Below are 26,973 nucleotides of genomic sequence, written 5' to 3' on the forward strand. Positions count from 1 at the left end.
TCAAAAGCCGAGCGGCTCGCAGGCGAGTTCGTCGACGAACCGTTCGATCACCGTGTCCCATGTCGGATCAGGCCTGAACGCGCGCACGGTCACAAATCCCGTCGGTCGCGCGGCCGGCGCGATGATCGCGTTGGTAAGTTCGGGCGGTGCGTTCTGCCGCACGAAGCGAAGCTGGCTCGCATCGACCACCGCGAGATCGAGCCGTCGACCGGCGACGAGCCGGTCGTTGGCCGAAAAGATCACGGTGCCAAGGCTGTCGTGGACGCCCACCGTCCAGAGCGGCGCCAGTCCCGGTGATCGCACGTGCAGGGCCCCGGCGCGCAGATCGTAGCGGCAGATCACGGTGACAAAGAACGGATCGGGTCCGTACGCGCCCGCGCCAAGCGCGTTCCGCTCGTCGCCGGGCCGCATCGGCTCGTGTTCCGCGATCTGCGCCGCGACACGGTTCCAAGCCGTATCGGTCGAAACGAGCGGCAAAAGGAAGATCACCACCAGATGCACGACCGCCGCGCCGACCAGTCCGACCAGGGTCGCGTAGAAGAGGCGCGTCATGCCTGGCACTCCACCTCCTCGATCACCGGAAGCGTGACGTCGGCGAGGCCGACATTGGCGGCCACCGTCGTGTCGTAGAGCGTGAGGATCAGCCGGATGGGCCCGTCATGGCCCGGATGCAGCCAGTTGCCGGGTTGCACGTCCGGGGCGAGCATGATCCGGAAGCTTCCGTCCGGCTCTCGCAGCACGCTGCGGCTGCTCAGATGGGATGGCAGGTCCGGCCGCCCTTCGATGGTCCCGGCGCCCGGGCGCGCCATGCGAAGGGTCCAGAGCCGCGCCGCCGGCGCACGCCCGGCGATTCGGTATGCGCACGCTCCGTTCAGGATCGCCCCGTCCGTATCGCGCGTGGCAGTCAGGACGAGCCCTTCCGCCGTTCCGAGCGGAACGTCGCTGGTACGGGCAGCGCGCGCCCGTGCGTATGGGTCCGCCCGGCCGGCGCCCGCCTGTGGAGAGCCGGTCCACTGACCGATCGTCAGCGGATCGAAGCCGGCAAAGCGCTCGGTGACATACCAGGCGCTGGCGCCGCCCAGCCCCAGAGCGAGGGCAAGCACGTAGAGGATCGTCAGGACCGTGCGAAACATGATGGGGATCTTGGGCGGGTTGTCCGATCGAAGGGGCGGCCCGGGCATGAGGCCATGCACCGCACCTGGGGAGGTCGACTTGACGCGCGTTGGCGCGACCTGTCAACGGGTGCGGGACGCAAGCTGCTGCTGGTCGGCTGCAAGCGGTTCGGTGGCCGCCAGCTTCTCTTCGAGCGCGAACAGGAACCGGACGCTCTCCTCGGACAGCACCAGCCGGCGCGCAAGTCCGTTCTGTGCCTCTTCCTCGGCGACCTCGACCGCCTCCTCTTCGCTCGCCGCCGGAATCGAGTCCTCGACACCGGCCAGCGGCACGAGGTCGGCGTTCGCGTGGGCGTATTCCATGATCCTCTGCCACGTCATTGCCGGAAGACGCCCGCCCGTGAGCCGGTTCGTCGGCGTGTAGTCGTCATTGCCGTACCAGACGGCTGCGGCATAGTTGCCCGTATAGCCGACGAACCAGGCATCGCGGTAAGCCTGCGTGGTGCCCGTCTTGCCGGCGACCTTGATGCCTTCGAGCGCAGCGCGACGCCCGGTCCCCCACTCGGTCACGTTCACCAGCATGCGGTTGAGCATCTCGACCTTTCCCTGCTCGAGAATGCGAGTCCCTGTCTCCGGCGCGCGGCGCCGGTCATAGATGATCTCGCCGCTCAGATCGCTGATCTGGGTGAAGGCGTGGCGCAGTCCGGCGATGCCGCCGCTGGCCAGCGACAGATAGCCGGTCGCCTGATCCATCACCGTCATGCCCGAGGTGCCCAGCACCATCGTGTGGTGGCTGATGATGTTCGACTCGACGCCCATCTTCCGCGCCATCTCGACGACCGGCGCCGTCCCGCCCAGATGGTCGCGCGTGATCCAGACCGGCACCGTGTTGATCGACCGGGCAAGCGCGGTCGCAAGCGTCACCCGTCCTGCGAACGAGCGGTTGTAGTTCTGCGGCGACCAGCCCCGCCACGTGATCGGCCGGTCCGCGATTACCGTCTCGTCGGTCAGCCCGTGATCGATGGCCGCGGCGTAAACGTAGGTCTTGAAGGACGAACCCGCCTGCCGTTCGGCGGCGGTAGCGCGGTTGAACTGGCTGACGCCGTAGTCGCTGCCGCCCACGAGCGCGCGGACGGCGCCGTTGCGTTCGAGCACGACCATGGCGGACTGGCCGACATTGTAGTCCTGTCCATGCTTGCGCAGGAAGAACTGCACGGCCTCGTCCGCCGCCCGCTGCAGATCGGTATCGATCGTGGTGCGAACGACGACGGAGCGGGTCGGAATGCCGTTCTCGACGATGAAGCTTTTGACTTCCTCATAGGCCCAGTCGAGGAAATAGTCCGGGCTCTCGGTCGAGGCGCGCAGTACGACATCGGCCGGCTCGCGCCGTGCGCCGGTGACCTGACCTTCGGTCATGAAGTCGGCCTGGACGATGTTGGTCAGCACCTCGTTGGCGCGGCCGCGCGCGGCGGGCAGGTTGATGTGCGGCGCAAAGCGTGCCGGCGCCTTGAACAGGCCCGCCAGCATCGCCGCCTCGGCGAGCGTGACGTCGCGCACGTCCTTGTCGAAATAGAACTTGGCTGCCGCCCCGACGCCGAAAGTGCCGCCGCCCATGTAGGCGCGGTCGAGATAGAGCTTGAGGATCTCCTGCTTGCTCAGATTGGCCTCGAGCCAGAGTGCCAGGAACGCTTCCTTGACCTTGCGCTCGATCGTCCGCTCGTTCGACAGAAACAGGTTCTTGGCGAGCTGCTGGGTGATCGTCGACCCGCCCTGGACGACCGAATTGGCGCGGACATTCTCGGTCATGGCGCGCACCAGACCCATCGCGTCGATACCGAAATGGTCGAAGAAGCGCCGGTCCTCGGTGGCGAGCACCGCCTTGATCAGATGGTCCGGCAGATCCTCGACCGGCACGGCATCGGTGTGCAGGATCCCGCGCTGGCCGATCTCGCGGCCGTAGCGGTCGAGGAACGTAACGGCGAACTGCTCCTGATCACGCCAGTTCTGGGCGATCTCGCGCGACGAGGGGATGGCGAGCGCCAGCATGACGATCATGCCGGCCATGACGAGCGTCATCGTCTCTCCGGCGATCTCGAAGATGGCGCGGTTTAGGCCGTAGGGGCGGAACCGGCGGAAGAATATCGTGATGTCTTCCCAGGTCTGGGCGGCCTGGAAGCTTGAATCGTAGAGCGCCGAATCGATCCAGGCGTCGACTTCCAGAAGGAAAGACGACTTCTTGTGCGGGCGCTTGCCCTTCTCGTCATCGGGCAGATTCAGATCGTTCATCTCGTACCGGACGCGGGCTCTTTCGGGCGCACATGCGGCGCGCTGTCATGCCGCGCGCTCCTATGTGCCGCATTTCCGGCCGTCGGGCAATCGCCGGCGCGGGTCGGCGTTAACGCCGTCCGGGACCATGCCGGTCCTCCGGGCCTGCGATCGCGCCCTCGTGGGCGTTGTGAATGAACTGCTGGGCGACCAGCAATCCCTTGAGCGGCCGCAGCGGCAGGATGCAGAACAGCACCAGAAGCGGCAGCGTCAGGAGGGCGTTCAGCCAGTAGGGCGCGCCGATCGCGACCTCCATCCAGACGGCAAAGGCGACCACCGGGATGCAGGCGAACGTGATCACGAAAAAAGCCGGTCCGTCGGCCGGATCGGCGAAATCATAGTCGAGACCACAGACCTCGCACCGGTCGGCCATCGCCAGAAAGCCCGAGAAAAGACGGCCGCGCCCGCATCGCGGGCACTTGCCGACAAGGCCTGTCTGCTGCGGCTTGAGCGGCGGATAATCCTCATATGGATCGGCGTGAGCCATGGGTCACCAAAAAGGTCAGCGTTATAGGAATATGTTCTTGACACCGTCACGGTGATCGGGTAGCTTACTGGCATAATCACCGAAATGGGTCGACACGGCGCTTCGTCGCATGACGGGCGCCTTTTTTGTGCCTGCGAAACGGGGCAGTCAGTCCGGTTTCGGCGGCCGGGAGACGTATGACATGACCGAACCTATCGACGAATTTGACATGGCGATCCTGTCGCCGACGCTCACCCGGTCGCTGGCCGAGACACTGCGCGAGCAGGCCGGACATCTGCTCGCCGAAGCCCGGAAGGCGGGGACCTTTCACAAGCCTTTCACCGACGGCGTGGCGGCGATCGGCAAGGCCGCCACCAACCTGGCGGATCTGGTGGATGCCGCCGCGACCCGGCACGCCGCCCGCAACGAAGACGAACTGATGGATGTCCGCGCTTTCATCGCCGCGGCCGAACAACGGATCGACGATCTTGCCCGAGAACGCGCGGCCGCCATGGTACCCGAACGAACCCTCGACACTTGTCCGGCGTGCGGCGCTCACCTCGGGCCCGCTGGCGCTGCGTGAAGCGCAGAAGCCGCCGCGTCACCGACGCTGGTCGACCTGGCTGCTGCTGGGGGGCAGAGGCTCGGGCAAGACACGCGCCGGCGCCGAATGGGTGCATGGGCTGGCCAGCGCTGTCCGCCCGTTTGCCCGGACGGTGACGAGCCCGATCGCGCTGGTCGGCGAGACGCTCGCCGATGTGCGCGAGGTCATGATCGACGGACCCGCAGGCATTCTGGCATGTGCCCGCTACAATCGGCCGGTCTATGAAGTCACGCGCCGGCGTCTCGTCTGGCCGAACGGCGCGGTGGCGCAGGCCTTTTCGGCGCATGACCCGGGCAGTTTGCGCGGCCCGCAGTTCGCCGCCGCATGGTGCGATGAAGCGATGAAATGGCCGCACCCGCGCGAAGCCTGGGACATGCTGCAGTTCGGTTTGAGGCTCGGCGACTGGCCGCGCCTGGCCGCAACGACGACACCGCGACCGCTGAAGCTGCTGGCCGAGATCATGGCCGACGCGGCGACGGTCACGACGAGGATGAAGACGGCCGACAACGCGGCCAACCTCGCCGGCACGTTCCTGGCGACGATGCGCAAGCGCTATGGCGGCACGCGTCTTGGCCGGCAGGAACTTGATGCCGAAATCCTCGCCGAGCGCGAGGACGCGCTTTGGACGCGCGCCATGCTCGATCGCGTCCGCATCGGCGCGCCCGCCGACTATGCGCGTGTCGTTTTGGCCGTCGATCCGCCCGCCAGCGCGAAGCATACGTCGGACGCCTGCGGCATCGTCGTCGCCGGCATGACCGACGATGGCGCGATCCACGTTCTCGGCGACCATTCGGTGAGCGCGGCCGCCCCGAGCCAATGGGCGGGCCGGGCGGTCGCGGCCTATCACGCGGCCGGGGCCGACATTTTGGTGGCCGAGGTCAACCAGGGCGGCGACATGGTCAAAAGCGTGATCGCGACCGTCGACTCAAGCATAAACGTGCGCGCCGTGCGGGCGACACGCGGCAAGTGGCTGCGCGCCGAACCGGTTGCCGCGCTCTACGAGCAGGGCCGGGTGCGCCATGTCGGCGTACTGGCCGAACTCGAAGACGAGATGTGCGATTTCGGCCTCGACGGGCTGTCCTCGAACCGTTCGCCCGACCGGCTCGACGCGCTCGTGTGGGCGATCGCCGAGCTCGTCGCGGGCGCCGGCGGCAAGCCGCGCGTTCGCGCGGTCAGATAGCAAGGAGCATTCATGAACCGGCTGTTCGACTGGCTCGCCAGAGGGCGCGCCGGCGTCGCGCCCGTGCGCGACCGCACCGAGGCGGCGCCGCAGGCCAAGTCCGCCGTGGCGCAGGGATTTGTCGCCATGCACACCATGCTCGATGCGGACTGGACGCACGCATCGTTCGCCGCGCTCGCCCGCGAAGGCTTCATGCGCAACCCGATTGTCCATCGTTGCGTGCGCATGATTTCCGAAGCGGCGGCGGCGGTGCCGTGGCTCGTCTATGACGGCGCGACCGAACTCTCCGACCATCCGCTTGCCGCCGCGCTCGCCCGGCCCAATCCGGCGCAGTCGCGCATGGCTTTCATCGAAACGGTCTTCGGCAATCTCCTGCTGTCGGGCAATGCCTTTCTCGAACGCGTCGAAGCGGTCGGTGAGCGGGTGCACCTTTACAGCCTGCGGCCTGACCGGGTGCGTTTCGAGACCGATGCCCGCGGATGGCCAGTGCGCTGCGTGCACGAGACCATCGACGGTCCGCGTGTGATCCCGGTCGACGATGCCGGCAGCGCGCGCCTTTTGCACCTGTCGCTCTACAATCCCCTGAGCGAGGCCGACGGGTTCGCTCCGCTCGAAGCGGCGCTGATGGCGCTCGATGTCCACAATGCCGCCGCCCAATGGAACAAGGCGCTGCTCGACAATGCCGCCCGCCCCTCGGGGGCGCTGATCTATGCGCCGGGCGATGGCTCCAACCTGTCGCCCGAACAGTACGACCAGCTCAAGAAGGAGCTCGAGGACGGCTATTCGGGCGCGCTCAACGCCGGTCGGCCGCTGCTGCTCGAAGGGGGGCTCGACTGGAAGGCGATGGGCCTGACGCCAAGGGACATGGACTTCATCGAGGCCAAGAACTCGGCCAGCCGCGACATCGCGCTCGCCTTCGGCGTGCCGCCCATGCTGCTCGGCATTCCCGGCGACAACACCTATTCGAACTATCAGGAAGCCCAGCGCGCCTTCTACCGGCTGACCGTGCTGCCGCTGCTGCGCCGCACGACCGAGGAGATCGGCCACTGGCTCGCCCCGCTCTATGCCGGCCGCGTGCGCATCGACGTCGACCTCGACCAGGTCGAGGGCCTTGCCGCCGAACGCGATGCGCTTTGGGCTCGGCTCGAGGGCGCGTCCTTCCTCACCGACGCCGAAAAGCGCGCCGCGGTCGGCTATTCGCCCGAGCCCTGACAAGGCTGAACCGATGACCGACATCAACCCGGCCGGCACGGTGTGGCTGGCCAAGGTGGCGGGCGCGGTCGCCGGCTCGGCGATCTCGCTCGCCTACCTGTTCCCGCGCACCCGGCGCGAGGCGGCGCTGCGCTTTCTGACCGGCGTTACCGGCGGGGTCGTTTTCGGCACGACGGCGGGCGTGGCGGTCGCCCAGCGGCTCGCGATCGCCGATGTGCTTTCGGACACCGAGACGGTGCTGATGGGCGCCGCGCTCGCCTCGGTCAGCATCTGGTGGGCGATGGGGATCGCCATCCGCTTCGCCGACCGCAACGGCCGCCTGACCGGTGCGGGCGGGCAGGCCACTTCCAGCAAGGACGAGGGATCATGAGCGTCACCGAGACCAAGTTCGCCGGCACCGAACTCACCCATGTCGACGAGACAGGGACCTTTTCGGGTTATGCCAGCATCTTCGACGCTGTCGATCTGGGCCAGGAACTGGTCGCGCCCGGCGCCTTTGCCCGATCGCTCGCCGAAAAGGGCGCCGGCGGCATCCGCATGCTGTTCCAGCACAATCCCGACGAGCCGATCGGCACCTGGCTGAAGATCGTCGAGGACGGCCACGGCCTGAAGGTGGAAGGACGCATCAACACAGATGTCGCGCGCGGCCGCGAGGTGCTCTCGCTGATGCGCGCCGGCGGCCTTGACGGCCTGTCGATCGGCTTCCGGACCGTGCGCGCCAAGACCGATCCGGCGACCGGCGTCCGGCACATTCTCGAAGCCGATCTGTGGGAGATCTCCATCGTCACCTTTCCGATGCTGCCCGAGGCGCGCATCGCGGCGGTCAAGGCCGCCTCGCTGCCGACCGTCAGGCAGTTCGAACGCTGGCTCGTGCGCGATGCCGGGCTGACGCGCAGGCAGGCCAGGACGGTCATCACCAAGGGCTTTGCCGCACTGGATCGCGGGCGGGACGCCGCATCCGGAACCGCCGCGCGGGACGGTTTGCGCCTTTCGGGCGCCATCCGCCGCGCGACAGACCTGATCAACCGCAAGACACAAGAACTGCGATCATGACGAAACTCAAAAGCCGGAAGCGTGCGCCCGCCACCAAGGCCGCACCCGCCGCCGCGCCGGTCAAGCCGCTTCCCGCCTCCCATGCCCAGGATGTCGCCGAAGCGTTCGACGACTTCATGCGCGCCTTCGAGGCGTTCAAGCAGGCCAATGACGAGCGCCTGCGCGAACTCGAAACCCAGCTCGGCGAGGACGCGGTCTCGGCCGACAAGGTCGACCGGATCAACGATGCAGTCGACGAGCAGAAGCGCGTGCTCGAACGGCTGATCGCCAAGGCCTCGCGTCCGGGCGCGGGCGGCGCGCTGTTCGGCGCATCGGGCGAGCACAAGGCCGCCTTCGAGCGCTATGTGCGCAAGGGCGACGAGAACGGTCTCCGGCGTCTCGAGGGCAAGGCGATGTCCTATGGCTCGGGACCCGATGGCGGCTTTCTGGTGCCGCCCGAGACCGAAACGGCCATTGCCGGCCGGCTGCGCGACCTGTCGCCGATCCGGGCGCTGGCGACCGTGCGTCAGGTGACCGGCGCCGTGCTCAAGAAGCCATTCGCCACCAACGGGCCCGAAGTTGGCTGGGTCGGCGAGACCGACGCCCGGCCCCAGACCGACACGGCGACGCTCGCCGAACTGTCGTTCCCGACCGCCGAGATCTACGCCATGCCGGCGGCCACCGCCATGCTGCTCGAGGACAGCGCCGTCGACATCGACCAGTGGATCACCGCCGAGGTGGAAGCGGCCTTCGCCGAACAGGAGGGCGCCGCCTTCATCGCCGGCAACGGCACCAACAAGCCAAGGGGCCTTCTGGACTACACCAAGGTCGACGAGACGAGCTGGAGCTGGGGCAATATCGGCTATATCGCCACCGGCACCGACGCCGATCTGCCCGCCGACGATGCCGCCGGTGTCCTTCTCGACACGGTCTACGCGCTCAAGGCCGGTTACCGCCAGAACGGCAACTGGCTGATGAGCCGCAAGACCCAGGCCGCGATCCGCAAGCTCAAGGACACGGACGGCAACTATATCTGGCAGCCGCCGGCCACCGCCGACCAGAAGCCCTCGCTGATGGGCTTTGCCGTCCACGAGGCCGAGGACATGCCGGTGATCGGCTCGGACAGCTTCTCGATCGCCTTCGGCGACTTCGCCCGGGGCTATCTGGTCGTCGACCGGCGCGGCATCTCGGTGCTGCGCGATCCCTATTCCGCCAAGCCTTACGTGCTGTTCTACACCACCAAGCGCGTCGGCGGCGGGGTCCAGGATTTCGACGCCATCAAGCTGGTCAAGTTCGGCGTGAGCTGACCGGCGCGCGGCCACGTCCGCCCGCGCCCGCAACACGCCGTGCGGGCGGCCCGGTCTCCTCCCTGCCGGGCCGCCCGTTTCCAACGATCTTCAAGGACAGCCCATGATTTCGATGCCGCTTGGCGGACCGGCCGCGCCGCCGGTGACCGTGAACGATGCCAAGGCGCATATGCGCGTCACCCATGATGCCGAGGACGCGCTGATCGGCGAACTGATCGACGCCGCCGGCCGCTTCCTGACCGAGGATACGGGCATCGCGCTGACCGATCAGGACTGGCGTCTGTCGCTCTCCGGGGCGCCGTCCGGCCCAATCGCTCTGCCGCGCTATCCGGTCGCCTCGATCATCGCGGTGACCGTCTATGACGCCGAAGGCGCGCCCGCCCTGCTCGATGGCGGCGCCTACCGGCTCGACTTCCGCTGCCGGCCGGCGACCCTGACGTTCGAACCCGGCACCGTTCCGGCGACGACCAGCGGCATCGAGGTCGATTTCCGCGCCGGGTTCGGCGCCACCGCCGTCGAGGTGCCCGATACTCTCCGGCGCGCGGTGATGGCGCTCGTCGCCCATTGGTATGAGTTCCGCGCGGCCTATGACGCCGCCGACCAGCCCGTCGCCATTCCCATGGCCTATTCGCGTCTGGTGCGCGCCTGGCGCCGGATCGGCGTCTGACCATGGCCCGCGAACCCGTCGATCCGGGCCGGCTGCGCACGCAGTTCGCGCTCCAGCAGCTCTCGGCCGCGCCCGACGCCCATGGCGGCTTCACCGAGGTCTGGACCCATGTCGCCTTCGTCTGGGGCGTGGTCGAGGCCACGGGGCCGAGCGAACCGGTGCGCGCCGGCGATGCCGAACCGGTCATCGCCCGCACCATCGTCCTGCGCGCCGATCCGCGCGTGCAACCCGCCATGCGGCTGATCGCCGGAACCGAACGCTTCATCGTCGGCACGGTCCACGATCCGGACATGACCGGCCGGTTCCTTGAATGCCGCGTCGAAACCGAGGTGCCCGCATGAACATCAATGTCCGCCTGACCGTGAGCGACCTGATCGCCGCGCTGCGCCGCGCCGCGCTTCACACCGCGGACGCGCGCGCACAACGCCTCGCCGACGAAGCGGCCAGCAACAAGGACGAGCGTCGGTGATCGACGATCTGCACCTTTGGCTGTTCGGGCTCCTGTCGGGCGATGCGGCGCTGCGCGCGGAGCTGGGCGATCCGCCTTCGATCTTCGACCGGCCGCCACCGCGCCGCGCCTTGCCGGCGGTCTATCTGGGCCGCATCGAGGCGAGCGACTGGAGCACCGACGACGGGCCCGGCCAGGCATTCATCGCCACGATCGAAGTCTATGCGCGCGGATCCAACCGGAGCGGCCTTTACCCGATCACCGATCGCATCGGCGCGCTGATCGCGGGCGCGGCACCGGTGACGGCCGGCGGCACGCGGATCGTTCTCGCCACCCAACTGACGGCGGCCTACGCGCACGAACGCGCGCAGTCCGCCTTCCGCGGCACGCTGCGCTTGCGCTTCCTGTGCGAGCCGGCCGCCTGACCAATCGTCCCCTGTTCGAAACGGAGACCTTCCCATGGCAGCCCAGCGCGGCAAGGACATCCTTCTCAAGCTCTTTGACGACGGCGCCCAGGCCTTCGTCTCGGTCGCCGGCCTGCGCACCAAGCGCATCGCCTTCGGCGCCCAGAGCGTCGACATCACCGACACCGAATCGGCCGGCCGCTGGCGCGAACTGCTCGGCGGCGCCGGCGTCAGGCGTGTCTCGGTCTCGGGCACCGGCATCTTCAAGGACGCCGCCTCGGACGCGCTGGTGCGGCAGGCCTTCTTCGACGGCACGATCGCGCAATGGCAGATCGTCATCCCCGATTTCGGCACGATCACCGGAGCGTTCTCGATCACCGCGCTCGACTATGCCGGCAACCATGATGGCGAGGTGACGTTCGAACTGGCGCTCGAATCGGCCGCTGAGCCGGCCTTCGGGGCGCTGTGATGCTGGTCAACCGCAAGCGCGGCGAGATCGTCGCCAATCTGGGCGGCAAGGACCGGTGCCTGTGCCTGACGCTCGGCGCGCTCGCACGGCTCGAAAGCGCCTTCGCCGTCTCCGATCTCGCCGCGCTCGGCGAGCGCTTTTCGTCGGGCAGGCTGTCGGCGCGCGATCTGATGGTGATCATCCATGCCGGGCTTGAAGGGGGCGGGCACACCTTCGCGCTCGACGATGTCGCCGAGATGCAGGTCGATGGCGGCATCGCCGGTTATGCGGCCATCGTCAGCGACCTGCTGGCGGCGACCTTCGGGGAAGCGGGCGCCGATGGCTGACCGGCCGTTTCCGTGGGCCGATGCGATGCGCTTCGGCCTGGGCGTGCTGTGCCTTGCGCCGGCGGACTTCTGGGCGATGACGCCGCGCGAACTCGCCGCGGCCATGGGCGCGCTCGGCGGCAGCGCGCAGCCACCACCCGACCGCTACGCGCTCGACCGGCTGCTCAGTGAGTTTCCCGACCATCAGGACATTGCCCATGGATGAGCAGATCGTCGTCACCGTCGATGCCGACACGACCAAGCTCGAGGAAGCCCTCGGCCGCGTCGAGCGAAAGGCCAAAGGCTTCGGCAGCACCGTCACCCGGGCCTTCCGCGACATCGCCTTCGAGGGCAAGTCGGTCGAGGACGTCTTCCGCTCGATCGCGATGAGCGTTGCCGGCCGCGCCCTCGATGCCGGGCTCGCCCCTCTCCAGAGTGCGCTCGACGGGTTCGCCGCGCGCTCCTTCGGTGGCCTTGTCGGCGGGATCAGGCCGTTCGCCATGGGCGGCGTCGCCACGACCGGCCTGTTCGCCGGCAATGGCGGCGTGCTCGCCGCACCGGCCTATTTTCCCCACGAAGGCGGCGCGGGCGTTGCGGGCGAGGCCGGCGCCGAGGCGATCCTGCCGCTCCGGCGCGGCGCCGACGGCACGCTCGGTGTGAGCGCCGGCGACCCGGGCGGGGCGGCACCCACCGTGGTCGTCAATATCTCGACGCCGGACGTCAAAGGCTTCGAGCGTTCGCAATCCCAGATCAGCGCGGCGCTCACGCGCGCGGTCATGCGTGGCCGGCGCGGCGTCTGAGGAGATCCGTCTTGTCCGCATTCCATGATGTGGCGTTTACCGTGCGCCAGCCCTTCGGCGTTCAGGTCGCAACGCAGCGCCGCGTCGATGTCGTCGCGCTCGCTTCGGGCCATGAGACCCGCAATGCGCGCACGGCCGATGCGCTGCGCCGCTACACGATTCCGGTGGGCACGCGGCCCATCGCCGAGATACGCGCCATCCTGTCCTTCTTCGAAGCGCGGGGCGGTCCGCTGCACGCGTTCCGCTTCCGCGATCCCGTCGAGCCGTCGACGGCCGCTGATGGCGGCGCGCCTTCGGCGGTCGATGCGTCGGTCGGCATTGGCGATGGCACCGTCACCGACTTCCAGCTTCGCACTGCGAGCGGGCGGACGATCCGCAAGCCCGACGCGCAAACCGTGCTCGTCGCGCTCGACGGTGTGGCGGTCGATCCCGCCGACTATACGGTCGGTCAATCGACGGGACTGGTCGCGTTTGCGACACCGCCCGGCAGCGGCGTGCTCGTCACCGCCGGCTGTTTGTTCGACGTGCCCGTGCGGTTCGAAAACCAGAGCCTTTCGGTGACGCGCGCCGATCCTGAAAGCGGATCGCTCGACGATCTGGTGCTGATGGAGGTGATCGCATGAAGACGCTGCATCCGGGCCTTCAGGCGCATCTTGAGGGCGACGTCACCACGGTCTGCATGGTCTGGATCGTCACCCGCGCCGATGGCGAAAGGCTCGGCTTCACCGACCATGACCGGCCGCTGACTGTCAGGGGCGTGACCTGCGAGCCCGAGACCGGCTTTTCGGCGGGCGCTGCGGAAGCCTCGCTCGGCCTTGGTGGCGACATCTCCGATGTTTCCGGCGCGCTTGCCTCGGACCGCATCGCCGACGCCGACATCGAGCGCGGCCTCTATGACGGGGCCGATGTCGCGCTCTATCTGGTCGACTGGCAGGCGCCGGAGACCGCAACGCTGCTGCGCCGGTTTCACGTCGGCGAGATCGTGCGCGAGGGACCGGCGTTCCGGGCCGAACTGCGCAGCCTGTCGGCGGCACTCGACCAGCCGCGCGGCCGCTACTTCACGCGCCAGTGCGACGCCGCGCTCGGCGATGCGCGCTGCGGCTTCGATCTGGCCGGCACGCCGGGCTTTTCCGATGCGGGGACCGTCGCGGCGACCGATGATGCCCGGGTCGTCGATCTCGGTGGCATCGCGCCGTTCGCCGACCGCTGGTACGACCATGGCACGCTGCGCTTCGATACCGGCGCGCGCGCCGGCGACTTGCTCGCCGTGCAGACCGTGCGTCCGCTCGAGGCCGGGCAGGTGCGCGTTGCGCTGCGCGAACCGGTCGGCGTTGCGCCGGCTATCGGCGATCAGGCAACGCTTATGGCCGGTTGCGACAAGCGCTTCGAGACCTGCAAGGCGAGATTCGGCAATCATCTCAATTTCCGCGGATTTCCGCACATGCCCGGCGACGACCGGGCGCTTGGCTATCTGCGCCAGGACGATGTGTTCGACGGTGGACCGCTTGTCCCCTGACCCCGACGCGACACGCTCGGCGATCCTGTCGGCGGCCCGCCGCTGGATCGGCACCCCCTATCGGCACCAGGGCTGCCGGCGCGGCGTCGGCTGCGACTGTCTCGGCCTGATCGCCGGCATCTGGGGCGAGGTCTATGGCGCGATTCCCGCCTACGACCGCACCTATTCGGCCGACTGGGCCGAAAGCGCCGGCCGGGGCGAACCGCTGCTCGCCGCCTGCCGGGCCCGCTGCGCAGCGATGTCCCTGCAGACGATGCGGCCGGGCGATCTTCTGGTCTTCCGGTTCACGCCGCTCGTCGCCGCCAAGCATCTGGCGATCCTGACCGGCGCGCAAACCATGATCCACGCACGCGAACGCCATGCCGTCTGCGAGACCGCGCTGACGGCGTGGTGGCGCCGGCGCATTGCCGGCGTCTTCGCCTTTCCCCCGATCGACGGAAACCAATAGCCCGCCATGGCGACAATTCTGCTTCAGGCCGCCGGCGGCATGCTCGGCGGTGTTTTCGGCTCGTTCGGCGCAACGGTGGGCACCGCCGCCGGCGCGCTTGCCGGCTACTGGGTCGACGGGACCCTGTTCGGCAAGTCGACCCATCGCGAGGGCGCGCGCCTGACCGAAGCCCGGCCGATGACCGCCGAGGAGGGCGCGCCGGTGCCGCGCGCCTATGGCCATGTGCGCCTCGCCGGAACCGTCATCTGGGCAACCCGGCTCGAGGAGCAGGCGACGACCGAGCGCCAGGGCGGCAAGGGCGGCCCGCGCGTGACGACGACGACCTACAGCTATTTCGGCAATGTGGCGGTGGCCCTGTGCGAAGGGCCGGTCGCCATGGTCAAGCGCGTGTGGGCCGACGGGCGCGAGATCGACCTGACCGAAGTCGACATGCGCATCTACACCGGCACCGCCACCCAGCCCATCGATCCGCTGATCGAGGCGCGCCAGGGGGCCGGCAACGCGCCCGCCTATCGCAACGTCGTCTACATCGTTTTCGAGCGCCTGCCGCTTGAACCCTATGGCAACCGCATTCCGCAGATCGAAGCGGAGATCGTGCGCCCGGTCGGCGAACTCGAAACCGCGATCACAGCCGTCTCGGTCATCCCCGGCGCGACCGAACACGGCCTGTCGCCCGACCCGGCGACCAGCCTCGTTGGCTCCGGCGAGACCGTCGAGCACAACCGCCATATCCTGCATGCGGGCAATGACTGGACCGCCTCGATCGACGAGTTGCAGGCGATCTGCCCGAACCTCCAGCATGTCTCGCTGATCGTCACCTGGTTCGGGGATGATCTGCGCGCCGGCGACTGTGCGATCCGCCCCGGCGTCACCGAACGACAGATGGGCGCCGAAACGCCGGCCTGGCGGGTCAGCGGTCTGACGCGGTCCGATCCGGATGCGCGGCTGGTTAGCCGCGTCGACGGCCGGCCCGCCTATGGCGGAACGCCGACCGATGCGTCCGTCATCACGGCCATCCGTGACCTGAAGGCGCGCGGCCTTTCGGTCACCTTGCATCCGTTCATCATGATGGACGTGGCGCAGGACAATGCGTTGCCCGATCCCTATGGCGGGGCGGCGCAGGCGCCCTATCCATGGCGCGGCCGCATCACCTGCCATCCGGGGCCCGGTCAGCCCGGCAGCGCCGACCGCACGGCGACGGCGCAAGGCCAGGTCGCCGCTTTCGTCGGCACCACGCAGGCGACCGATCTGGCCGTCAGCGGCGAGACTGTCTTGCCCGGTCCGGCGGCCGATTGGGGCTATCGCCGCATGGTGCTGCACATGGCCCGGCTCGCCCAGATCGCCGGCGGGGTCGATGCGATGCTGATCGGCTCGGAACTGCGCGGGCTGACCTGGCTGCGCGGGGCAGGGGACACGTTCCCCTTCGTCGACGCGCTGCGGCAACTGGCGACCGATGTGCGCGCCATCCTCGGTCCGGGCTGCAATCTGACCTATGGCGCCGACTGGTCGGAGTATTTCGGCTATCACCCGCCGGACGGTTCGGGCGATGTCTATTACCACCTAGATCCGCTCTGGGCGGCCCAGGAGATCGACGCGGTCGGTATCGACAACTACATGCCGCTCGCCGACTGGCGCGAGGGCGACCTTTCCGAGGCGGGCGGCAATCCCGACGGCATGCTCGCCCATGACGATGCGGCCGCGATGGGGGCGGCCATCGCGGCGGGCGAGGGGTTCGACTGGTACTATGTCTCGCCCGCCGACCGGCAGAACCGCGTCCGCACGCCGATCGCCGACGGCGCTCACGGCAAGCCATGGGTCTATCGCTACAAGGATCTCGTGGCCTGGTGGTCGAACGCCCATGTCGACCGGCGCGGCGGCATCGAGACCGGCCCACAATCGCCCTGGGTGCCGCATGCCAAGCCGATCTGGTTCACTGAACTCGGCTGTCCGGCCGTCCACGCCGGCCCCAACCAGCCCAACGTCTTCCCCGATCCGAAGTCGGCTGAAAGCGCTCGGCCGCATTTTTCCAACGGCGCCCGTTCGGACGGCGCCCAGCGCGCCTTTGTCGACGCCCATCTCGCCCATTGGGCGCAGGTCGGCTCGGCGGCCAACCCGCTCGCGCCGGGCGCGAGCACGCCGATGGTCGATCCCGGTCGCATGTTCCTGTGGGCCTGGGATGCCCGGCCGTTTCCGGAGTTTCCGCGCAACGGCGCGATCTGGGGCGACGGTGCGAACTGGCTCACCGGTCACTGGCTGAACGGGCGCCTTGGCGGCGCGCCGCTCGCCGGCCTGATCGCCGCCGTGTTCGCCGACCATGGCCTGCCGCCGCCGGACGTCAGCGCCGTGCGCGGCACGGTTCTGGGCATGAGCGTCGACCGCCCGGCCGGCATCCGCGCCACGCTCGAACCGCTGGTCGACACGTTCGGCCTTGTGGTGACCGACACGGGCACCGAAGACGCGCCGAGCCTGCGCTTTGCCAGCGAAGCGTACCGACCCGTCACGTTGCCGGCCGAAGCGATCTGCCTTGGCCGTGAGACCGGAAATCGCCGTCTGGCCACCGGTCAGGCCGACGAATTGCCGGCGGAGGTCGTGGTGCGCTATCGGGACGCGCTGACCGACTACCGGATGCAATCGGCCCGCTCGCACCGGCGTGAGGGGCCGTCCGCGCGCCTTGTCGATCTCAATCTGCCGTGCACGCTCGATGGCGACGCGGCCCGTCACGTCGCCGAGGCCGCGATCGGGCGCTTCTGGGCCGGGCGCGACGGACTGCGGCTCGAACTGCCGGTGCGCTTCGCCGGTCTCGAGCCGGGCGACGTCATCGCGCTGGACGATGCGCCATCGGCCCACTGGCGCATCACCGGCATCGATCTGACCGACCGGCTCGAGGTCACGGCCGTCTCGGTCCATGGCGCGCCGGCCGGTGCCGCGCGTCCCTCGCTGCCCGACCGCGCCGCTTCCCCGGAGGCGCTCGGCCTGTTCGGCGGCCCGCCCGAGGCGCTGTTGCTCGATCTTCCCATGCTCGACCAGTCGGCCCCGGAAGCCAATTTCAGGATCGCCCTGCGCGCCGTGCCCGCGCGCCCGCAGGCGGTGTTCGCTTCACCGGGCGCCGACGGGTTCGAGTTGCGCCGCACCGTGCCGGGCAATGCCCTGATCGGTCGGCTCACGGCGCCGCTCGCCCCCGGACCGTCCGGCCGATACGACCGGGCGAACGCGATCGAGCTGGTGCTGCCGTCCGGTGAACTGGCGTCGGTCGCTGAGGACCTGCTTCTGGCCGGGCGCAACACGGTCGCCATCGAGGTGACGGACGGGCTGTTCGAGGTCGCCCAGTTCCGGTTCGCCGAGGAGATCGCGCAGGGGCACTGGCGACTGACAGCATTGCTGCGCGGCCAGGCGGGCACCGAGGATGCCGCCGCGCTCGGCGCGCCCGCGGACGCCCGCATCGTTGTGCTCGACGACCGCGTGCCAGCCGCCGGCCTCCGGGCGACGGAGATCGGCATTGCGCTCAACTGGCGCATCGGACCGGTCGGGCGGACCTTCTCGGACCGCTACTTCGCCACGCTCTCCGCCACCGGCGGGGTTCGCGCCCTGACGCCGCTTGCGCCGGTCCATCTGCGCGCGAAGGCGGGTGTGGACGGCTCGCTCGCACTGCGCTGGGTTCGCCGGTCCCGTCTCGGCTTCGGCACGCAACTTGCCGCGGACGCGCCGCTCGGCGAGGACGTCGAACGCTATGCGGTGACGCTGTTCGATGCGGGCGGCGCATCCATCCACGCCGCCGAGACCGGCACGCCCCTTCTCGAACTCGAGCCGTCCCTCGTCGGCTCCCTCTACGGCGCGACACCGTCCGAGGTGGACTGCGAGGTTCGCCAGATCGGCACACGGATCGGCGCAGGCCTGCCGGCACGCGCCGTCCTGCCTGTGGACCTTCCCTGACAACAAACCGAAAGGAAACGTGATGAACACCGTCAAACCCTGGTATCTGTCCAAGACGATCTGGGCCGCCCTCGTCTCCATCGCCGCCACGTTCGGCTCCGCTCTCGGTATTCCCGTCGATCAGGCCGCCCATGAGGGTCTTGTCGAGGCGATCCTGCAACTGGTATCGGCTGGCGCGGGCGCCGTCGCCATCCTCGGACGGATGACGGCCCACAGCCGCATCGGCTGAACGCATGCACCGGGCAACGTTCAGTTTGTGTTCAGGTGCCCGTGACTATACGGAAGCCATGATGATCAAGCACGCATACATGGTTGGCGTATTGGCCCTGGGACTGGCGTATTCCGCGCCCGCCCCGGCTGCCGAAACGATGCAGCTCGCGACCGACAACTGCTTCCAGGTCGGCCAGAACCTCGCCGCGCGTCAGGGCGCCACCCTCGTGGGCGCCGAAGCGGCACAGCAGAACGGCGCGTCAGGATGCCGCGTCGTGCTCCTCTACGAGGCCCAGGGCGGCGAGCGGCCGCGCCGCGAGGAGATTTTCGTCGCACAATAGACCGTGATAGAACGCACAGTGCTTGTGCGTGTGCCGGGCTAGACCGGACACGCAGGAAGGGAGCGGGCCGATGCGCATTTTGCTGGTCGAGGACGACGCCGAACTCAATCGTCAGATCAAGGAATCGCTCGAGGACGCCGGCTATGTGGTCGATTCGGCGCTAGACGGCGAGGAAGGCCATTTCCTCGGCGACACCGAGCCCTATGACTGCGTCGTGCTCGATATCGGCCTGCCGCTGATGGACGGCATCTCGGTGCTGCAGCGCTGGCGCGAGGACGAGCGCACCATGCCGGTCCTGATCCTGACCGCCCGCGATCGCTGGAACGACAAGGTAGCCGGCATCGACGCGGGCGCCGACGATTACGTCACCAAGCCGTTCCACATCGAGGAAGTGCTGGCCCGCGTGCGGGCGCTGATCCGCCGCGCTTCGGGTCACGCCACTTCGGAACTGGCCTGTGGCCCGCTCATCGTCGACACCAAGACATCGCGGGCGCTCGTCGACGGCAAGGCGCTCAAGCTGACCTCGCACGAATTCCGACTGCTCTCCTACCTGATCCATCACAAGGCCGAGGTCGTCTCGCGCACCGAATTGACCGAGCATCTGTATGATCAGGATTTCGACCGCGATTCCAACACGGTCGAGGTCTTCGTCGGCCGGCTCAGGCGCAAGATCGGCCATGATCTGATCGAGACCGTGCGCGGGCTCGGCTACCGCCTGCGCGACCCCGGCGAAGAGCAGGCCGGAACGCCTGCCGCAAGCTGATCGATGCCGATAGCGCCCGGTTCGCTGCGCAACCGCGTCATCGCCCTTTCGACCGTGTGGACGGTGCTGGCGGTGGCGATCCTCGGCTGGCTTCTGGTCAGCCAATACAGGGCGAATGCCGAACGCGGCTTTGCCGACCTGCAACAGGCCCAGCTCTACAGCCTGATCGCCGCGTTCACGATCACCGCGGACGGCACCCTGTCCGGCGTGCCAAATCTCGGCGACCGCAGTTTCCTCGATCCCGGATCGGGCTGGTACTGGCAGGTCGGCCTGGTCGACGCCGATGGCGATATCCGCCGGTCTCCCTCTCTTGCCGACAGCACCCTTGCGCGACCCCCGCTGTCGGACATCCCCTATGACGACCAGTTCACCCGCACCTTCGCAACGCAGGGTCCGGCCGGGCAGACGCTCCGCGTGCTCGAGGCCGAAGTGCAGATCGGGCAGGGCGGCGAGATCGCCCTTTTCCAGCTTGCCGGCAATCAGAGCGAGTTCGACGACGCCATCGGTTCGCTCGCCCGCAGCCTGGCGCTCCTGCTGACCGTGTTCGGCGTCGGCGTCGTGGCCATCAACGCCGCGATCATCGTATTCGGCATGCGTCCGCTCGGGCGCGTGCGCCGGGCGCTGCGCGCCATCCACGCCGGCGAGGAACACGCGCTGCCGGGCCGCTATCCCGACGAGATCCAGCCCATGGTCGACGAGATGAACATGCTCATCGACAACAACCGCCGCATCGTCGAGCGCGCCCGCACCCAGGTCGGCAACCTCGCCCATTCCCTGAAGACGCCGATTTCCGTTCTCCGGAACGAGGCCGAGCGCGGCAGGCCCGTCGAACCGCGTCTCGTCGGCGAACAGGCAAGCGCCATGAAGGCGCAGGTCGAGCATTATCTCAACCGCGCCCGGATCGCCGCCCAGGCCGGCGGCACGGCCTTCCGCACCGATGCGTCCGAGGCGCTCGAACGCCTCGTGAAGGTCATGCGCAAGCTCAACCCCGACAAGACCTTCACCCTCGACCTGCCCGAGCGTCCGGTCGCGTTCGCGGGCGAGAAGGAGGATTTCGAGGAAGTCTGCGGAAACCTGCTCGAAAACGCCTGCAAGTGGGGCAACGGAAAGATCGCGATCACGCTCGGTGAGGCGAAAGGCGGTCTCTTCGAGGTCACCGTCGAGGATGACGGCCCCGGAATTTCGGCCGAACAGCGCGCCGTCGCGCTCAGGCGCGGCCAGCGGCTGGACGAAACAAAGCCCGGCACGGGCCTTGGCCTGTCGATCGTGGTCGAGACCGTGGACGCCTACAAGGGCGAGGTCACGCTGTCGGACAGCGCGCTCGGCGGGCTCAAAGTCACCCTCAGCCTGCCCGCCGCGCGGTCGCTTTCCTGAACCGCCATATTGCGGCCACGTCCATCGACCCGTAAATGCGGCACGTCCGACATTGCCTGCGAGGTTGAACGAGATGGGCCGCCAAGCCTTCCCTTTCCGGTCGATCGCCCTGACGGCACTTGCCCTGTCGACGCTGACCGGCTGCGTCAGCCTTGGCCTTGGCGGTGGCAGCGGAACCGCTGACGCCGGTGCAGGTGCTGGCGCCGCCGTGGCGCCCGCGGCCGGCCTGAACCTGCTCGAACCGCTCGGGGGCGGCCTTGTCGGCCGCATCGAGGGCGCGCGCATCGGCCGCGCCGATCGCATCGCTGCCCTCCAGAGCGAATACCGCGCGCTCGAGTTCACGCCACCCGGCGACATCGTTTCCTGGCAGGCCCGCAATGGCGGCCTCACCGGCCAGGTCGTTCCCTCCCAGCCCTATCGCGTCGGCTCGCAGGACTGCCGCCAGTACACGCATACGATCAACGCCGAGGCTGCCTCGGCACCGATCGTGGTGCGGGGCACGGCCTGCCGCAATCCGGACGGGAGCTGGTCGCTCCTGTCCTAGGCCTGCCCCTACCGTCTCCAAGCGACTGCACCTTTGTCGCATCCGGTTTTTCTTGGAAACGCCGCAGGCTGACGATATCTGAGGCCCATGTTGTTCTGGTTGACAGTGCTGGCCTTGACCGTCGCCGCCGTCCTGATCGGCTTCCGACCGCTTTTCGCGCCGGGCCGTGGCGCGATGCTCGACCGCGCCGAGGATCATGAACACGATATCGCGGTCTATCGTCACCAGCTCGAGGAGCTCGACGCCGAACGGGAACGCGGCGCGATTTCGCCCGCCGAAGCCCAACAGGCGCGCAACGAGATCGCCCGGCGCATCCTCGCCGTCGAGGACCGGATGCAGGCCGGCGACACCGATGCCGACAACGCCCCGGCCAGGCGGTCCGGCCGCGCCGTGCTGGCGCTGTTCGCACTTGTCTTCGTGCCGGGCCTGACCTTCATCGTCTACACCGGGATCGGCTCGCCGGGATACGAGGCGCAGCCGCTCGCCATGCGTGTTGAGGCGCTGCGCGACGCGCAGGCGGCCGCGAGCGATGCCCGCACGCAGCTTCGCGACCTGGTCGCCCGCGCCGAGGACCATCTGCGCGAGAACCCCGACGACGGGCGCGGCTGGGACGTGCTCGCCCCGGTGTATTTCCGACTCGGCGACGTCGGTCGCGCCGAAACCGCATACCGCAACGCCATCCGGCTGATGGGCGAGACGCCCGCACGGCTGTCCGGGCTCGGCGAGGTGTTGGTGACGACGGCGGGCGGCATCGTCACCGAGGAGGCTTCCTCCCTTTTCGATCGTGCGCTCGAGGCCGATCCGGCCGACCCCCGCGGGCGCTTTTTCGACGGGCTTGGCGCCGTGCAGATCGGTCGTTACGAGCAGGCCGAGCAGATCTGGACCGAACTCGCCGCCGATCCGGACGCCGATCAGGCCTGGCGCGCCGTCGCCGGCCAGAGCCTGGCGCGGCTCGCCGAGACCGCGCCGCGGGCCGAAACGCCCGGCCGTCCGCCTGCGCTCGATGACGAGACGATCGAGCAGGTGAGCGAACTCAACGACGGCGAACGTGGCGCGATGATCGAGGGGATGGTCGCCTCGCTCGACGAGCGGCTGCGCGCCGAACCGGACGACATTGAAGGCTGGAAACGCCTCATTCGCGCCCGGATTGTCCTTGATCAACCTGAGGCGTTGCGTGACGCGCTAGAACGGGCCCGGGCGGCCTTCGAGGACCGCCCCGACGCGCTTGACGATCTGCGCGCGTTCGCAAGCGGGCTCGGACTGGACGTGGAGGACTATTGGCGGTGACGCGCAAGCAGAAACGTTTTGCGGTGATCTTCGGAGCGCTTGGCGTGCTGGGCGCGGCCGTGGCGCTCGTGCTGACCGGGCTCAGCGAGCAGGTCACCTTCTTCCGCACACCGACCGACATCGTCGCGCCGGCGAACGCCGCCGAGAACGAGGGGCGGCTGCGGCTCGGCGGTCTGGTCGTGATGGGCTCGGTCGAAACGCTCGAGGATTCGTCCGTGCGCTTTGCCATCGAGGACGCCAATCACGCCGTCACCGTCCGCTATGGCGGCATTCTGCCGGACCTGTTCCGCGAGGGTCAGGGTATCGTCGCCGAAGGCACGATGCAGCCGGATGGCACGTTCAGGGCCGACACCGTGCTCGCCAAGCACGACGAGACCTACATGCCGCGCGAGGTCGCCGACGCTCTCAAGGAGCAGGGCGTCTGGAAGGGCGAGGCTGGCGGGGATGCACCGGCAGGCAACGAATACTAGGCTGGGTTGGGAGGCCTGACATGATCGTCGAACTGGGTCACTACGCGCTGGTTCTCGGCCTCGCGCTTTCGCTCGCCCAGACGATCGTGCCGATGATCGGCCTGCGCACCAACGATGCGCGCATGCTGCATGTCGCCCCGCCGCTGACCATCGCCACGTTCCTCGTCGTCGCCGTATCCTTCGCGGCGCTCACCTGGGCCTATGTCACCTCCGACTTCTCGGTCCGAAACGTCTGGGCGAACTCGTTCTCCGACAAGCCGATGATCTTCAAGGTCACCGGCGTGTGGGGCAATCACGAGGGCTCGATGCTCTTGTGGATCCTAACGCTCGCCCTGTTCGGCGCGCTCGTCGCCTTCTTCGGCGGCAATCTGCCCTCGCGGCTGAAGGCGGCCGTCCTCTCCGTGCAGGGTTCGGTCACCGTCGCCTTCGCGCTGTTCATCCTGCTCACATCGAACCCGTTCGAGCGCCTGTCCCCCGCGCCGATGGAGGGTCGCGACCTCAATCCGATCCTGCAGGACATTGGCCTCGCCGTGCATCCGCCGCTTCTGTACCTGGGCTATGTCGGCTTTTCGATCTGCTTCTCCTTTGCGGTCGCCGCGCTGATCGAGGGCCGCATCGATGCCGCCTGGGCGCGCTGGGTGCGGCCATGGACGCTCGTCTCCTGGCTGTTCCTGACCGCCGGCATCTCGATGGGCTCCTACTGGGCCTATTATGAACTGGGCTGGGGCGGCTGGTGGTTCTGGGACCCGGTCGAGAACGCCTCCTTCATGCCATGGCTGATCGGCACCGCGCTCCTGCACTCCGCGCTGGTGATGGAAAAGCGCGAGGCGATGAAGGTCTGGACGATCCTTCTGGCGATCCTCGCCTTTTCCTTTTCGCTGCTGGGCACCTTCCTTGTGCGCTCGGGCGTTCTGACATCGGTGCATTCGTTCGCCACCGACCCGCAGCGCGGCCTGTTCATCCTGATGATCCTGGTGTTCTTCATCGCCGGATCGCTGATCCTGTTCGCCCTGCGCGCGGGCACCTTGCGCAATGGCGGCATGTTCCATCCGATCAGCCGCGAGGGCGCGCTCGTCCTCAACAATCTGTTCCTGACCACGGCGACGGCGACCGTGCTCGTCGGCACGCTTTATCCGCTGCTGGTCGAGGCCGTGACCGGAGAGAAGATCTCGGTCGGCGCGCCCTATTTCAACTACACCTTCATCCCGCTGATGATACCGCTCTTGATGGCCGTGCCGTTCGGGCCGCTGCTGGCCTGGAAGCGCGGCAATCTGTACGCCGCCGCCGAACGTCTCTGGCTGGCGGCTGCCCTTTCGCTCGTCGCCGCCCTGTTCATGGCCTATGTGCGCTACGAGGCGCCGGTCCTGTCGGCGCTCGCCTATTTCGTCGCCTTCTGGCTGATCATCGGCGCGTTCGCCGACGTCTGGCAGAAGGCGGGCTTTGCCAAGAATGGCCTCTCAAAGGGCTGGTCTCGGTTGCGCGGCCTGCCACGCGCCAACTGGGGCACCGCGCTCGCCCATGCCGGCCTCGGCGTCACGACGCTCGGCATCGTCGGCGTGACCACGTTCGAGGACGAGACCGTGCTGCGCATGACGCCCGGCGAGACCACGAGCTTTTCCGGCTATGAGGTCGCCTTTGATTCGCTGACGCCCGGCAAGGGTCCCAACTTCACCTATGACCGGGGCGTCTTCACTATCACGCGTGACGGCCGCGAGATCGGCACCGTCGAGCCGGAGAAGCGGGTCTATGTGGCAAGCCGCATGCCGACCACCGAGGCGGGCATCCAGATGGTCGGGCTGTTCAGCCAGTACTATATCGCGCTCGGCGATCCCGCGCCCGACACCGACGCCATCGTCGTACGCATCTGGTACAAGCCCTATGTCACGCTGATCTGGCACGGCACGATCGTCATGGTGCTGGCCGGGCTGATCTCGCTGTCCGACCGGCGCCTTCGGATCGGCGCACCCGTCGCCGCGCGCCGGCGGCGCGAGCAGACGGCGGCCCAGGCGCGACCGGAGCCGGCCGAATGAAGCGCCTTGTCGCAACGCTCGCACTGATCGCAGCGCTGGGCGCCACGCCCGCGCTCGCCGTCAATCCCGACGAGATTCTCGACGATCCGGCGCTCGAGGAGCGCGCGCGCGACATCTCGGCGGGCCTCAGATGCATGGTCTGCCAGAACCAGTCGATCGACGATTCCGATGCTGAACTGGCGCGCGACCTGCGCGTGCTGGTGCGCGACCGGCTCGTCGCCGGCGACAGCAATGAGGAGGTCGTGGCCTACGTCGTCGACCGCTATGGCGAGTTCGTGCTGCTGCGGCCGACCTTCTCGGCCCGCAATGCGCTTTTGTGGGCGACGCCCGCCATCATCCTGATCCTTGGCGGCACGGCGGCCCTCGTCTTCAGCCGCCGCCAGAGCAACTCACGGCTCGGCGAGGCGCTGACCGCCGAAGAACAAGCGCGCGTCGCAAAGATTTTAGATGAAGGTGACCGGCAGGAGCGGTAGGGAGCCCTCACATGAGGGGAGCCTGCCATGCCAGTCGAAAAACGCACCTTCCAGTCCCACGACGGCCACCAGCTTGCGGCGCGCTTCGACCGTCCCGAGGGTCGCGTCCGCGGCGTCGCCCTGTTCGCCCACTGCTTCACCTGCACCAAGGACATCGTCGCCGCCCGGCGCATCGCCGCCAATCTGGCACGCCTTGGCGTCGCGGTCCTGCGCTTTGATTTCACGGGCCTCGGTTCCTCCGAGGGCGAGTTCGCCAACACCTCCTTCGTCTCCAACGTCGCCGACCTGATCGCCGCTGCCGACCATTTGCGGCAGACCGAACAGGCCCCGGTTCTGCTGATCGGCCATTCGCTGGGCGGGGCGGCGGTGCTCGCCGCCGCCGGCGACATCCCCGAGGTCAAGGGCGTGGTCACGATCGGCGCGCCGGCCGATGCCGAGCATGTCCTGCACAACTTCGAGGGTGATCTCGACGCGATCGAGCGCGAGGGTTCGGCCGAGGTGACCCTTGGCGGCCGCACGTTCCGGATCGGCAAGGGGTTCGTCGAGGCCGCCCGCGAGACCGAGCTCACCGGCCGGATAAAGGCCCTGCGCGCCTCGCTTCTGGTCATGCATTCGCCGATCGACCAGACCGTCGGCATCGACAACGCCACGCGCATCTTCACGGCCGCCAGGCACCCCAAGAGCTTCATCTCGCTCGACACGGCCGATCACCTGCTGTCGAAGGCCGAGGACGCCGAATTCGCCGCCGAGGTCATCGCCGGCTGGGCCTCGCGCCTTTTGCCCGGGGACCAGCCGCAGGGCGAGGAAGCGATCGAGCATGTCCGCGTCACCGAAACGCGCGCCAGCAAGTTCCAGAACAGCGTCCAGGCCGGACGGCATCGCTTCTTCGCCGACGAGCCCGCCTCGGTCGGTGGCACCGACACCGGCCCCACGCCCTACGACTTCCTGTCGGCGGCGCTCGGTGCCTGCACCTCGATGACGCTGCGCATCTACGCCGAATTCAAGAAGCTCGATCTGGGCACGGTGACCGTCGATGTCAGCCACGCCAAGGTGCATGCGAAGGACTGCATGGACTGCACCGAGGAGCAGAAGAACGGCAAGGGCAAGATCGACCGCTTCGAGCGCGTGATCACGGTCGACGGCAACGTGCCGCCGGAACTGGCCGACAAGCTTGAGGAGATCGCCAACAAGTGCCCCGTCCACAAGACGCTGGAAGGCAAGGCGAGCGTGATCACCAAGGTCGAGACGGGGTAGGT

Annotated in this window: 32 protein-coding genes; 28 read left to right on the top strand and 4 right to left on the bottom strand. The window is 68.3% G+C overall.

The features are described 5' to 3' along the window. From E0E05_RS05390 to E0E05_RS05405, 4 genes are all read right to left on the bottom strand, one after another. Positions 1 to 552 (bottom strand): DUF1254 domain-containing protein, encoded by a 552-nt coding sequence (locus E0E05_RS05390; RefSeq protein ID WP_131615784.1) that lies wholly within the window; start codon positions 550 to 552, stop codon positions 1 to 3. Continuing rightward, a complete protein-coding gene (locus tag E0E05_RS05395) occupies positions 549 to 1,133 on the bottom strand; it encodes a DUF1214 domain-containing protein (protein WP_131615785.1) in 585 nt (194 codons plus the stop codon). Before E0E05_RS05395 ends, E0E05_RS05390 begins: the two co-directional genes overlap by 4 nt. Positions 1,134 to 1,235: 102 nt before the next feature. Next, positions 1,236 to 3,398 carry a transglycosylase domain-containing protein gene (locus E0E05_RS05400; protein WP_131615786.1) on the bottom strand — a complete coding sequence of 721 codons (2,163 nt, stop codon included), beginning with the start codon at positions 3,396 to 3,398 and terminating at the stop codon, positions 1,236 to 1,238. Between the two features lie 109 nt (positions 3,399 to 3,507). Then, positions 3,508 to 3,924, bottom strand: coding sequence for a DUF983 domain-containing protein (locus tag E0E05_RS05405; protein ID WP_131615787.1), 417 nt, complete (start codon positions 3,922 to 3,924; stop codon positions 3,508 to 3,510). 109 nt (positions 3,925 to 4,033) lie between these two features. Here E0E05_RS05405 and E0E05_RS17625 point away from each other — a divergent pair, with 109 nt between their 5' ends. The 28 genes from E0E05_RS17625 to E0E05_RS05535 all read left to right on the top strand — a co-directional run bounded on the left by E0E05_RS17625 (position 4,034) and on the right by E0E05_RS05535 (position 26,971). Next, positions 4,034 to 4,486: a hypothetical protein gene (locus E0E05_RS17625; RefSeq protein ID WP_244597950.1), complete on the top strand. Its 453-nt coding sequence runs from the start codon at positions 4,034 to 4,036 to the stop codon at positions 4,484 to 4,486. Beyond that, the gene (locus E0E05_RS05410; RefSeq protein WP_244598047.1) at positions 4,473 to 5,687 is read left to right on the top strand and encodes a DNA-packaging protein; all 1,215 of its coding nucleotides are present in this window, start codon (positions 4,473 to 4,475) and stop codon (positions 5,685 to 5,687) included. The genes E0E05_RS17625 and E0E05_RS05410 overlap by 14 nt, the downstream gene beginning before the upstream one ends. A 12-nt stretch (positions 5,688 to 5,699) precedes the next feature. Continuing rightward, positions 5,700 to 6,899, top strand: a complete 1,200-nt coding sequence (locus E0E05_RS05415; RefSeq protein ID WP_131615789.1) for a phage portal protein — start codon at positions 5,700 to 5,702, stop codon at positions 6,897 to 6,899. Positions 6,900 to 6,912: 13 nt separating this feature from the next. Continuing rightward, positions 6,913 to 7,269: a DUF6107 family protein gene (locus E0E05_RS05420; protein WP_131615790.1), complete on the top strand. Its 357-nt coding sequence runs from the start codon at positions 6,913 to 6,915 to the stop codon at positions 7,267 to 7,269. Next, positions 7,266 to 7,952, top strand: a complete 687-nt coding sequence (locus tag E0E05_RS05425) for an HK97 family phage prohead protease (RefSeq protein WP_131615791.1) — start codon at positions 7,266 to 7,268, stop codon at positions 7,950 to 7,952. Before E0E05_RS05420 ends, E0E05_RS05425 begins: the two co-directional genes overlap by 4 nt. Beyond that, positions 7,949 to 9,238: a phage major capsid protein gene (locus E0E05_RS05430; protein WP_131615792.1), complete on the top strand. Its 1,290-nt coding sequence runs from the start codon at positions 7,949 to 7,951 to the stop codon at positions 9,236 to 9,238. The genes E0E05_RS05425 and E0E05_RS05430 overlap by 4 nt, the downstream gene beginning before the upstream one ends. Before the next feature lie 103 nt (positions 9,239 to 9,341). Further along, on the top strand, positions 9,342 to 9,905 hold the full coding sequence (locus E0E05_RS05435; RefSeq protein ID WP_131615793.1) for a head-tail connector protein: 564 nt from the start codon (positions 9,342 to 9,344) through the stop codon (positions 9,903 to 9,905). Positions 9,906 to 9,907: 2 nt separating this feature from the next. Beyond that, entirely contained in the window at positions 9,908 to 10,246 is a 339-nt protein-coding gene (locus E0E05_RS05440) for a head-tail adaptor protein (protein ID WP_131615794.1), read from the top strand. After that, positions 10,243 to 10,374 carry a hypothetical protein gene (locus E0E05_RS17775; protein ID WP_280176654.1) on the top strand — a complete coding sequence of 44 codons (132 nt, stop codon included), beginning with the start codon at positions 10,243 to 10,245 and terminating at the stop codon, positions 10,372 to 10,374. Before E0E05_RS05440 ends, E0E05_RS17775 begins: the two co-directional genes overlap by 4 nt. Next, positions 10,371 to 10,778, top strand: a complete 408-nt coding sequence (locus E0E05_RS05445) for a DUF3168 domain-containing protein (protein WP_158629277.1) — start codon at positions 10,371 to 10,373, stop codon at positions 10,776 to 10,778. The genes E0E05_RS17775 and E0E05_RS05445 overlap by 4 nt, the downstream gene beginning before the upstream one ends. Before the next feature lie 34 nt (positions 10,779 to 10,812). Next, the gene (locus E0E05_RS05450; protein ID WP_131615796.1) at positions 10,813 to 11,226 is read left to right on the top strand and encodes a phage major tail protein, TP901-1 family; all 414 of its coding nucleotides are present in this window, start codon (positions 10,813 to 10,815) and stop codon (positions 11,224 to 11,226) included. Beyond that, positions 11,223 to 11,552, top strand: coding sequence for a gene transfer agent family protein (locus tag E0E05_RS05455; protein WP_192900443.1), 330 nt, complete (start codon positions 11,223 to 11,225; stop codon positions 11,550 to 11,552). Before E0E05_RS05450 ends, E0E05_RS05455 begins: the two co-directional genes overlap by 4 nt. Continuing rightward, on the top strand, positions 11,545 to 11,757 hold the full coding sequence (locus tag E0E05_RS05460; protein WP_131615797.1) for a rcc01693 family protein: 213 nt from the start codon (positions 11,545 to 11,547) through the stop codon (positions 11,755 to 11,757). The genes E0E05_RS05455 and E0E05_RS05460 overlap by 8 nt, the downstream gene beginning before the upstream one ends. After that, positions 11,750 to 12,331 (top strand): phage tail tape measure protein, encoded by a 582-nt coding sequence (locus E0E05_RS05465; protein ID WP_131615798.1) that lies wholly within the window; start codon positions 11,750 to 11,752, stop codon positions 12,329 to 12,331. The genes E0E05_RS05460 and E0E05_RS05465 overlap by 8 nt, the downstream gene beginning before the upstream one ends. 11 nt (positions 12,332 to 12,342) lie before the next feature. Further along, complete coding sequence (locus tag E0E05_RS05470) at positions 12,343 to 12,954, top strand: DUF2460 domain-containing protein (RefSeq protein ID WP_158629278.1); 612 nt, start codon at positions 12,343 to 12,345, stop codon at positions 12,952 to 12,954. Continuing rightward, the gene (locus E0E05_RS05475; RefSeq protein ID WP_131615800.1) at positions 12,951 to 13,847 is read left to right on the top strand and encodes a DUF2163 domain-containing protein; all 897 of its coding nucleotides are present in this window, start codon (positions 12,951 to 12,953) and stop codon (positions 13,845 to 13,847) included. Before E0E05_RS05470 ends, E0E05_RS05475 begins: the two co-directional genes overlap by 4 nt. Further along, a complete protein-coding gene (locus tag E0E05_RS05480) occupies positions 13,837 to 14,295 on the top strand; it encodes an NlpC/P60 family protein (protein ID WP_244597952.1) in 459 nt (152 codons plus the stop codon). Before E0E05_RS05475 ends, E0E05_RS05480 begins: the two co-directional genes overlap by 11 nt. A gap of 6 nt (positions 14,296 to 14,301) precedes the next feature. After that, a complete protein-coding gene (locus E0E05_RS05485) occupies positions 14,302 to 18,225 on the top strand; it encodes a baseplate multidomain protein megatron (RefSeq protein WP_131615802.1) in 3,924 nt (1,307 codons plus the stop codon). 22 nt (positions 18,226 to 18,247) lie between these two features. Next, positions 18,248 to 18,454: a hypothetical protein gene (locus E0E05_RS05490; protein WP_131615803.1), complete on the top strand. Its 207-nt coding sequence runs from the start codon at positions 18,248 to 18,250 to the stop codon at positions 18,452 to 18,454. Between the two features lie 58 nt (positions 18,455 to 18,512). Then, positions 18,513 to 18,776, top strand: coding sequence for a hypothetical protein (locus E0E05_RS05495; protein ID WP_131615804.1), 264 nt, complete (start codon positions 18,513 to 18,515; stop codon positions 18,774 to 18,776). A gap of 70 nt (positions 18,777 to 18,846) precedes the next feature. After that, positions 18,847 to 19,539 carry a response regulator transcription factor gene (locus E0E05_RS05500; RefSeq protein ID WP_131615805.1) on the top strand — a complete coding sequence of 231 codons (693 nt, stop codon included), beginning with the start codon at positions 18,847 to 18,849 and terminating at the stop codon, positions 19,537 to 19,539. A gap of 3 nt (positions 19,540 to 19,542) precedes the next feature. Next, on the top strand, positions 19,543 to 20,913 hold the full coding sequence (locus tag E0E05_RS05505) for an ATP-binding protein (protein WP_131615806.1): 1,371 nt from the start codon (positions 19,543 to 19,545) through the stop codon (positions 20,911 to 20,913). 73 nt (positions 20,914 to 20,986) lie between these two features. After that, positions 20,987 to 21,457, top strand: coding sequence for an RT0821/Lpp0805 family surface protein (locus E0E05_RS05510; RefSeq protein WP_131615807.1), 471 nt, complete (start codon positions 20,987 to 20,989; stop codon positions 21,455 to 21,457). Positions 21,458 to 21,544: 87 nt separating this feature from the next. Continuing rightward, positions 21,545 to 22,744 (top strand): c-type cytochrome biogenesis protein CcmI, encoded by a 1,200-nt coding sequence (gene ccmI, locus E0E05_RS05515; RefSeq protein WP_131615808.1) that lies wholly within the window; start codon positions 21,545 to 21,547, stop codon positions 22,742 to 22,744. Next, positions 22,741 to 23,214, top strand: a complete 474-nt coding sequence (gene ccmE / locus E0E05_RS05520; RefSeq protein ID WP_131615809.1) for a cytochrome c maturation protein CcmE — start codon at positions 22,741 to 22,743, stop codon at positions 23,212 to 23,214. The genes ccmI and ccmE overlap by 4 nt, the downstream gene beginning before the upstream one ends. A 20-nt stretch (positions 23,215 to 23,234) precedes the next feature. After that, positions 23,235 to 25,244, top strand: coding sequence for a heme lyase CcmF/NrfE family subunit (locus E0E05_RS05525; protein ID WP_131615810.1), 2,010 nt, complete (start codon positions 23,235 to 23,237; stop codon positions 25,242 to 25,244). Further along, the gene (locus E0E05_RS05530; protein ID WP_131615811.1) at positions 25,241 to 25,717 is read left to right on the top strand and encodes a cytochrome c-type biogenesis protein; all 477 of its coding nucleotides are present in this window, start codon (positions 25,241 to 25,243) and stop codon (positions 25,715 to 25,717) included. Before E0E05_RS05525 ends, E0E05_RS05530 begins: the two co-directional genes overlap by 4 nt. A gap of 27 nt (positions 25,718 to 25,744) precedes the next feature. Then, positions 25,745 to 26,971: a bifunctional alpha/beta hydrolase/OsmC family protein gene (locus E0E05_RS05535; protein ID WP_131615812.1), complete on the top strand. Its 1,227-nt coding sequence runs from the start codon at positions 25,745 to 25,747 to the stop codon at positions 26,969 to 26,971. The last annotated feature ends 2 nt before the right edge of the window (positions 26,972 to 26,973 follow it).

The sequence above is a fragment of the Roseitalea porphyridii genome (assembly GCF_004331955.1).
In the GTDB taxonomy this organism is placed as follows: domain Bacteria; phylum Pseudomonadota; class Alphaproteobacteria; order Rhizobiales; family Rhizobiaceae; genus Roseitalea; species Roseitalea porphyridii.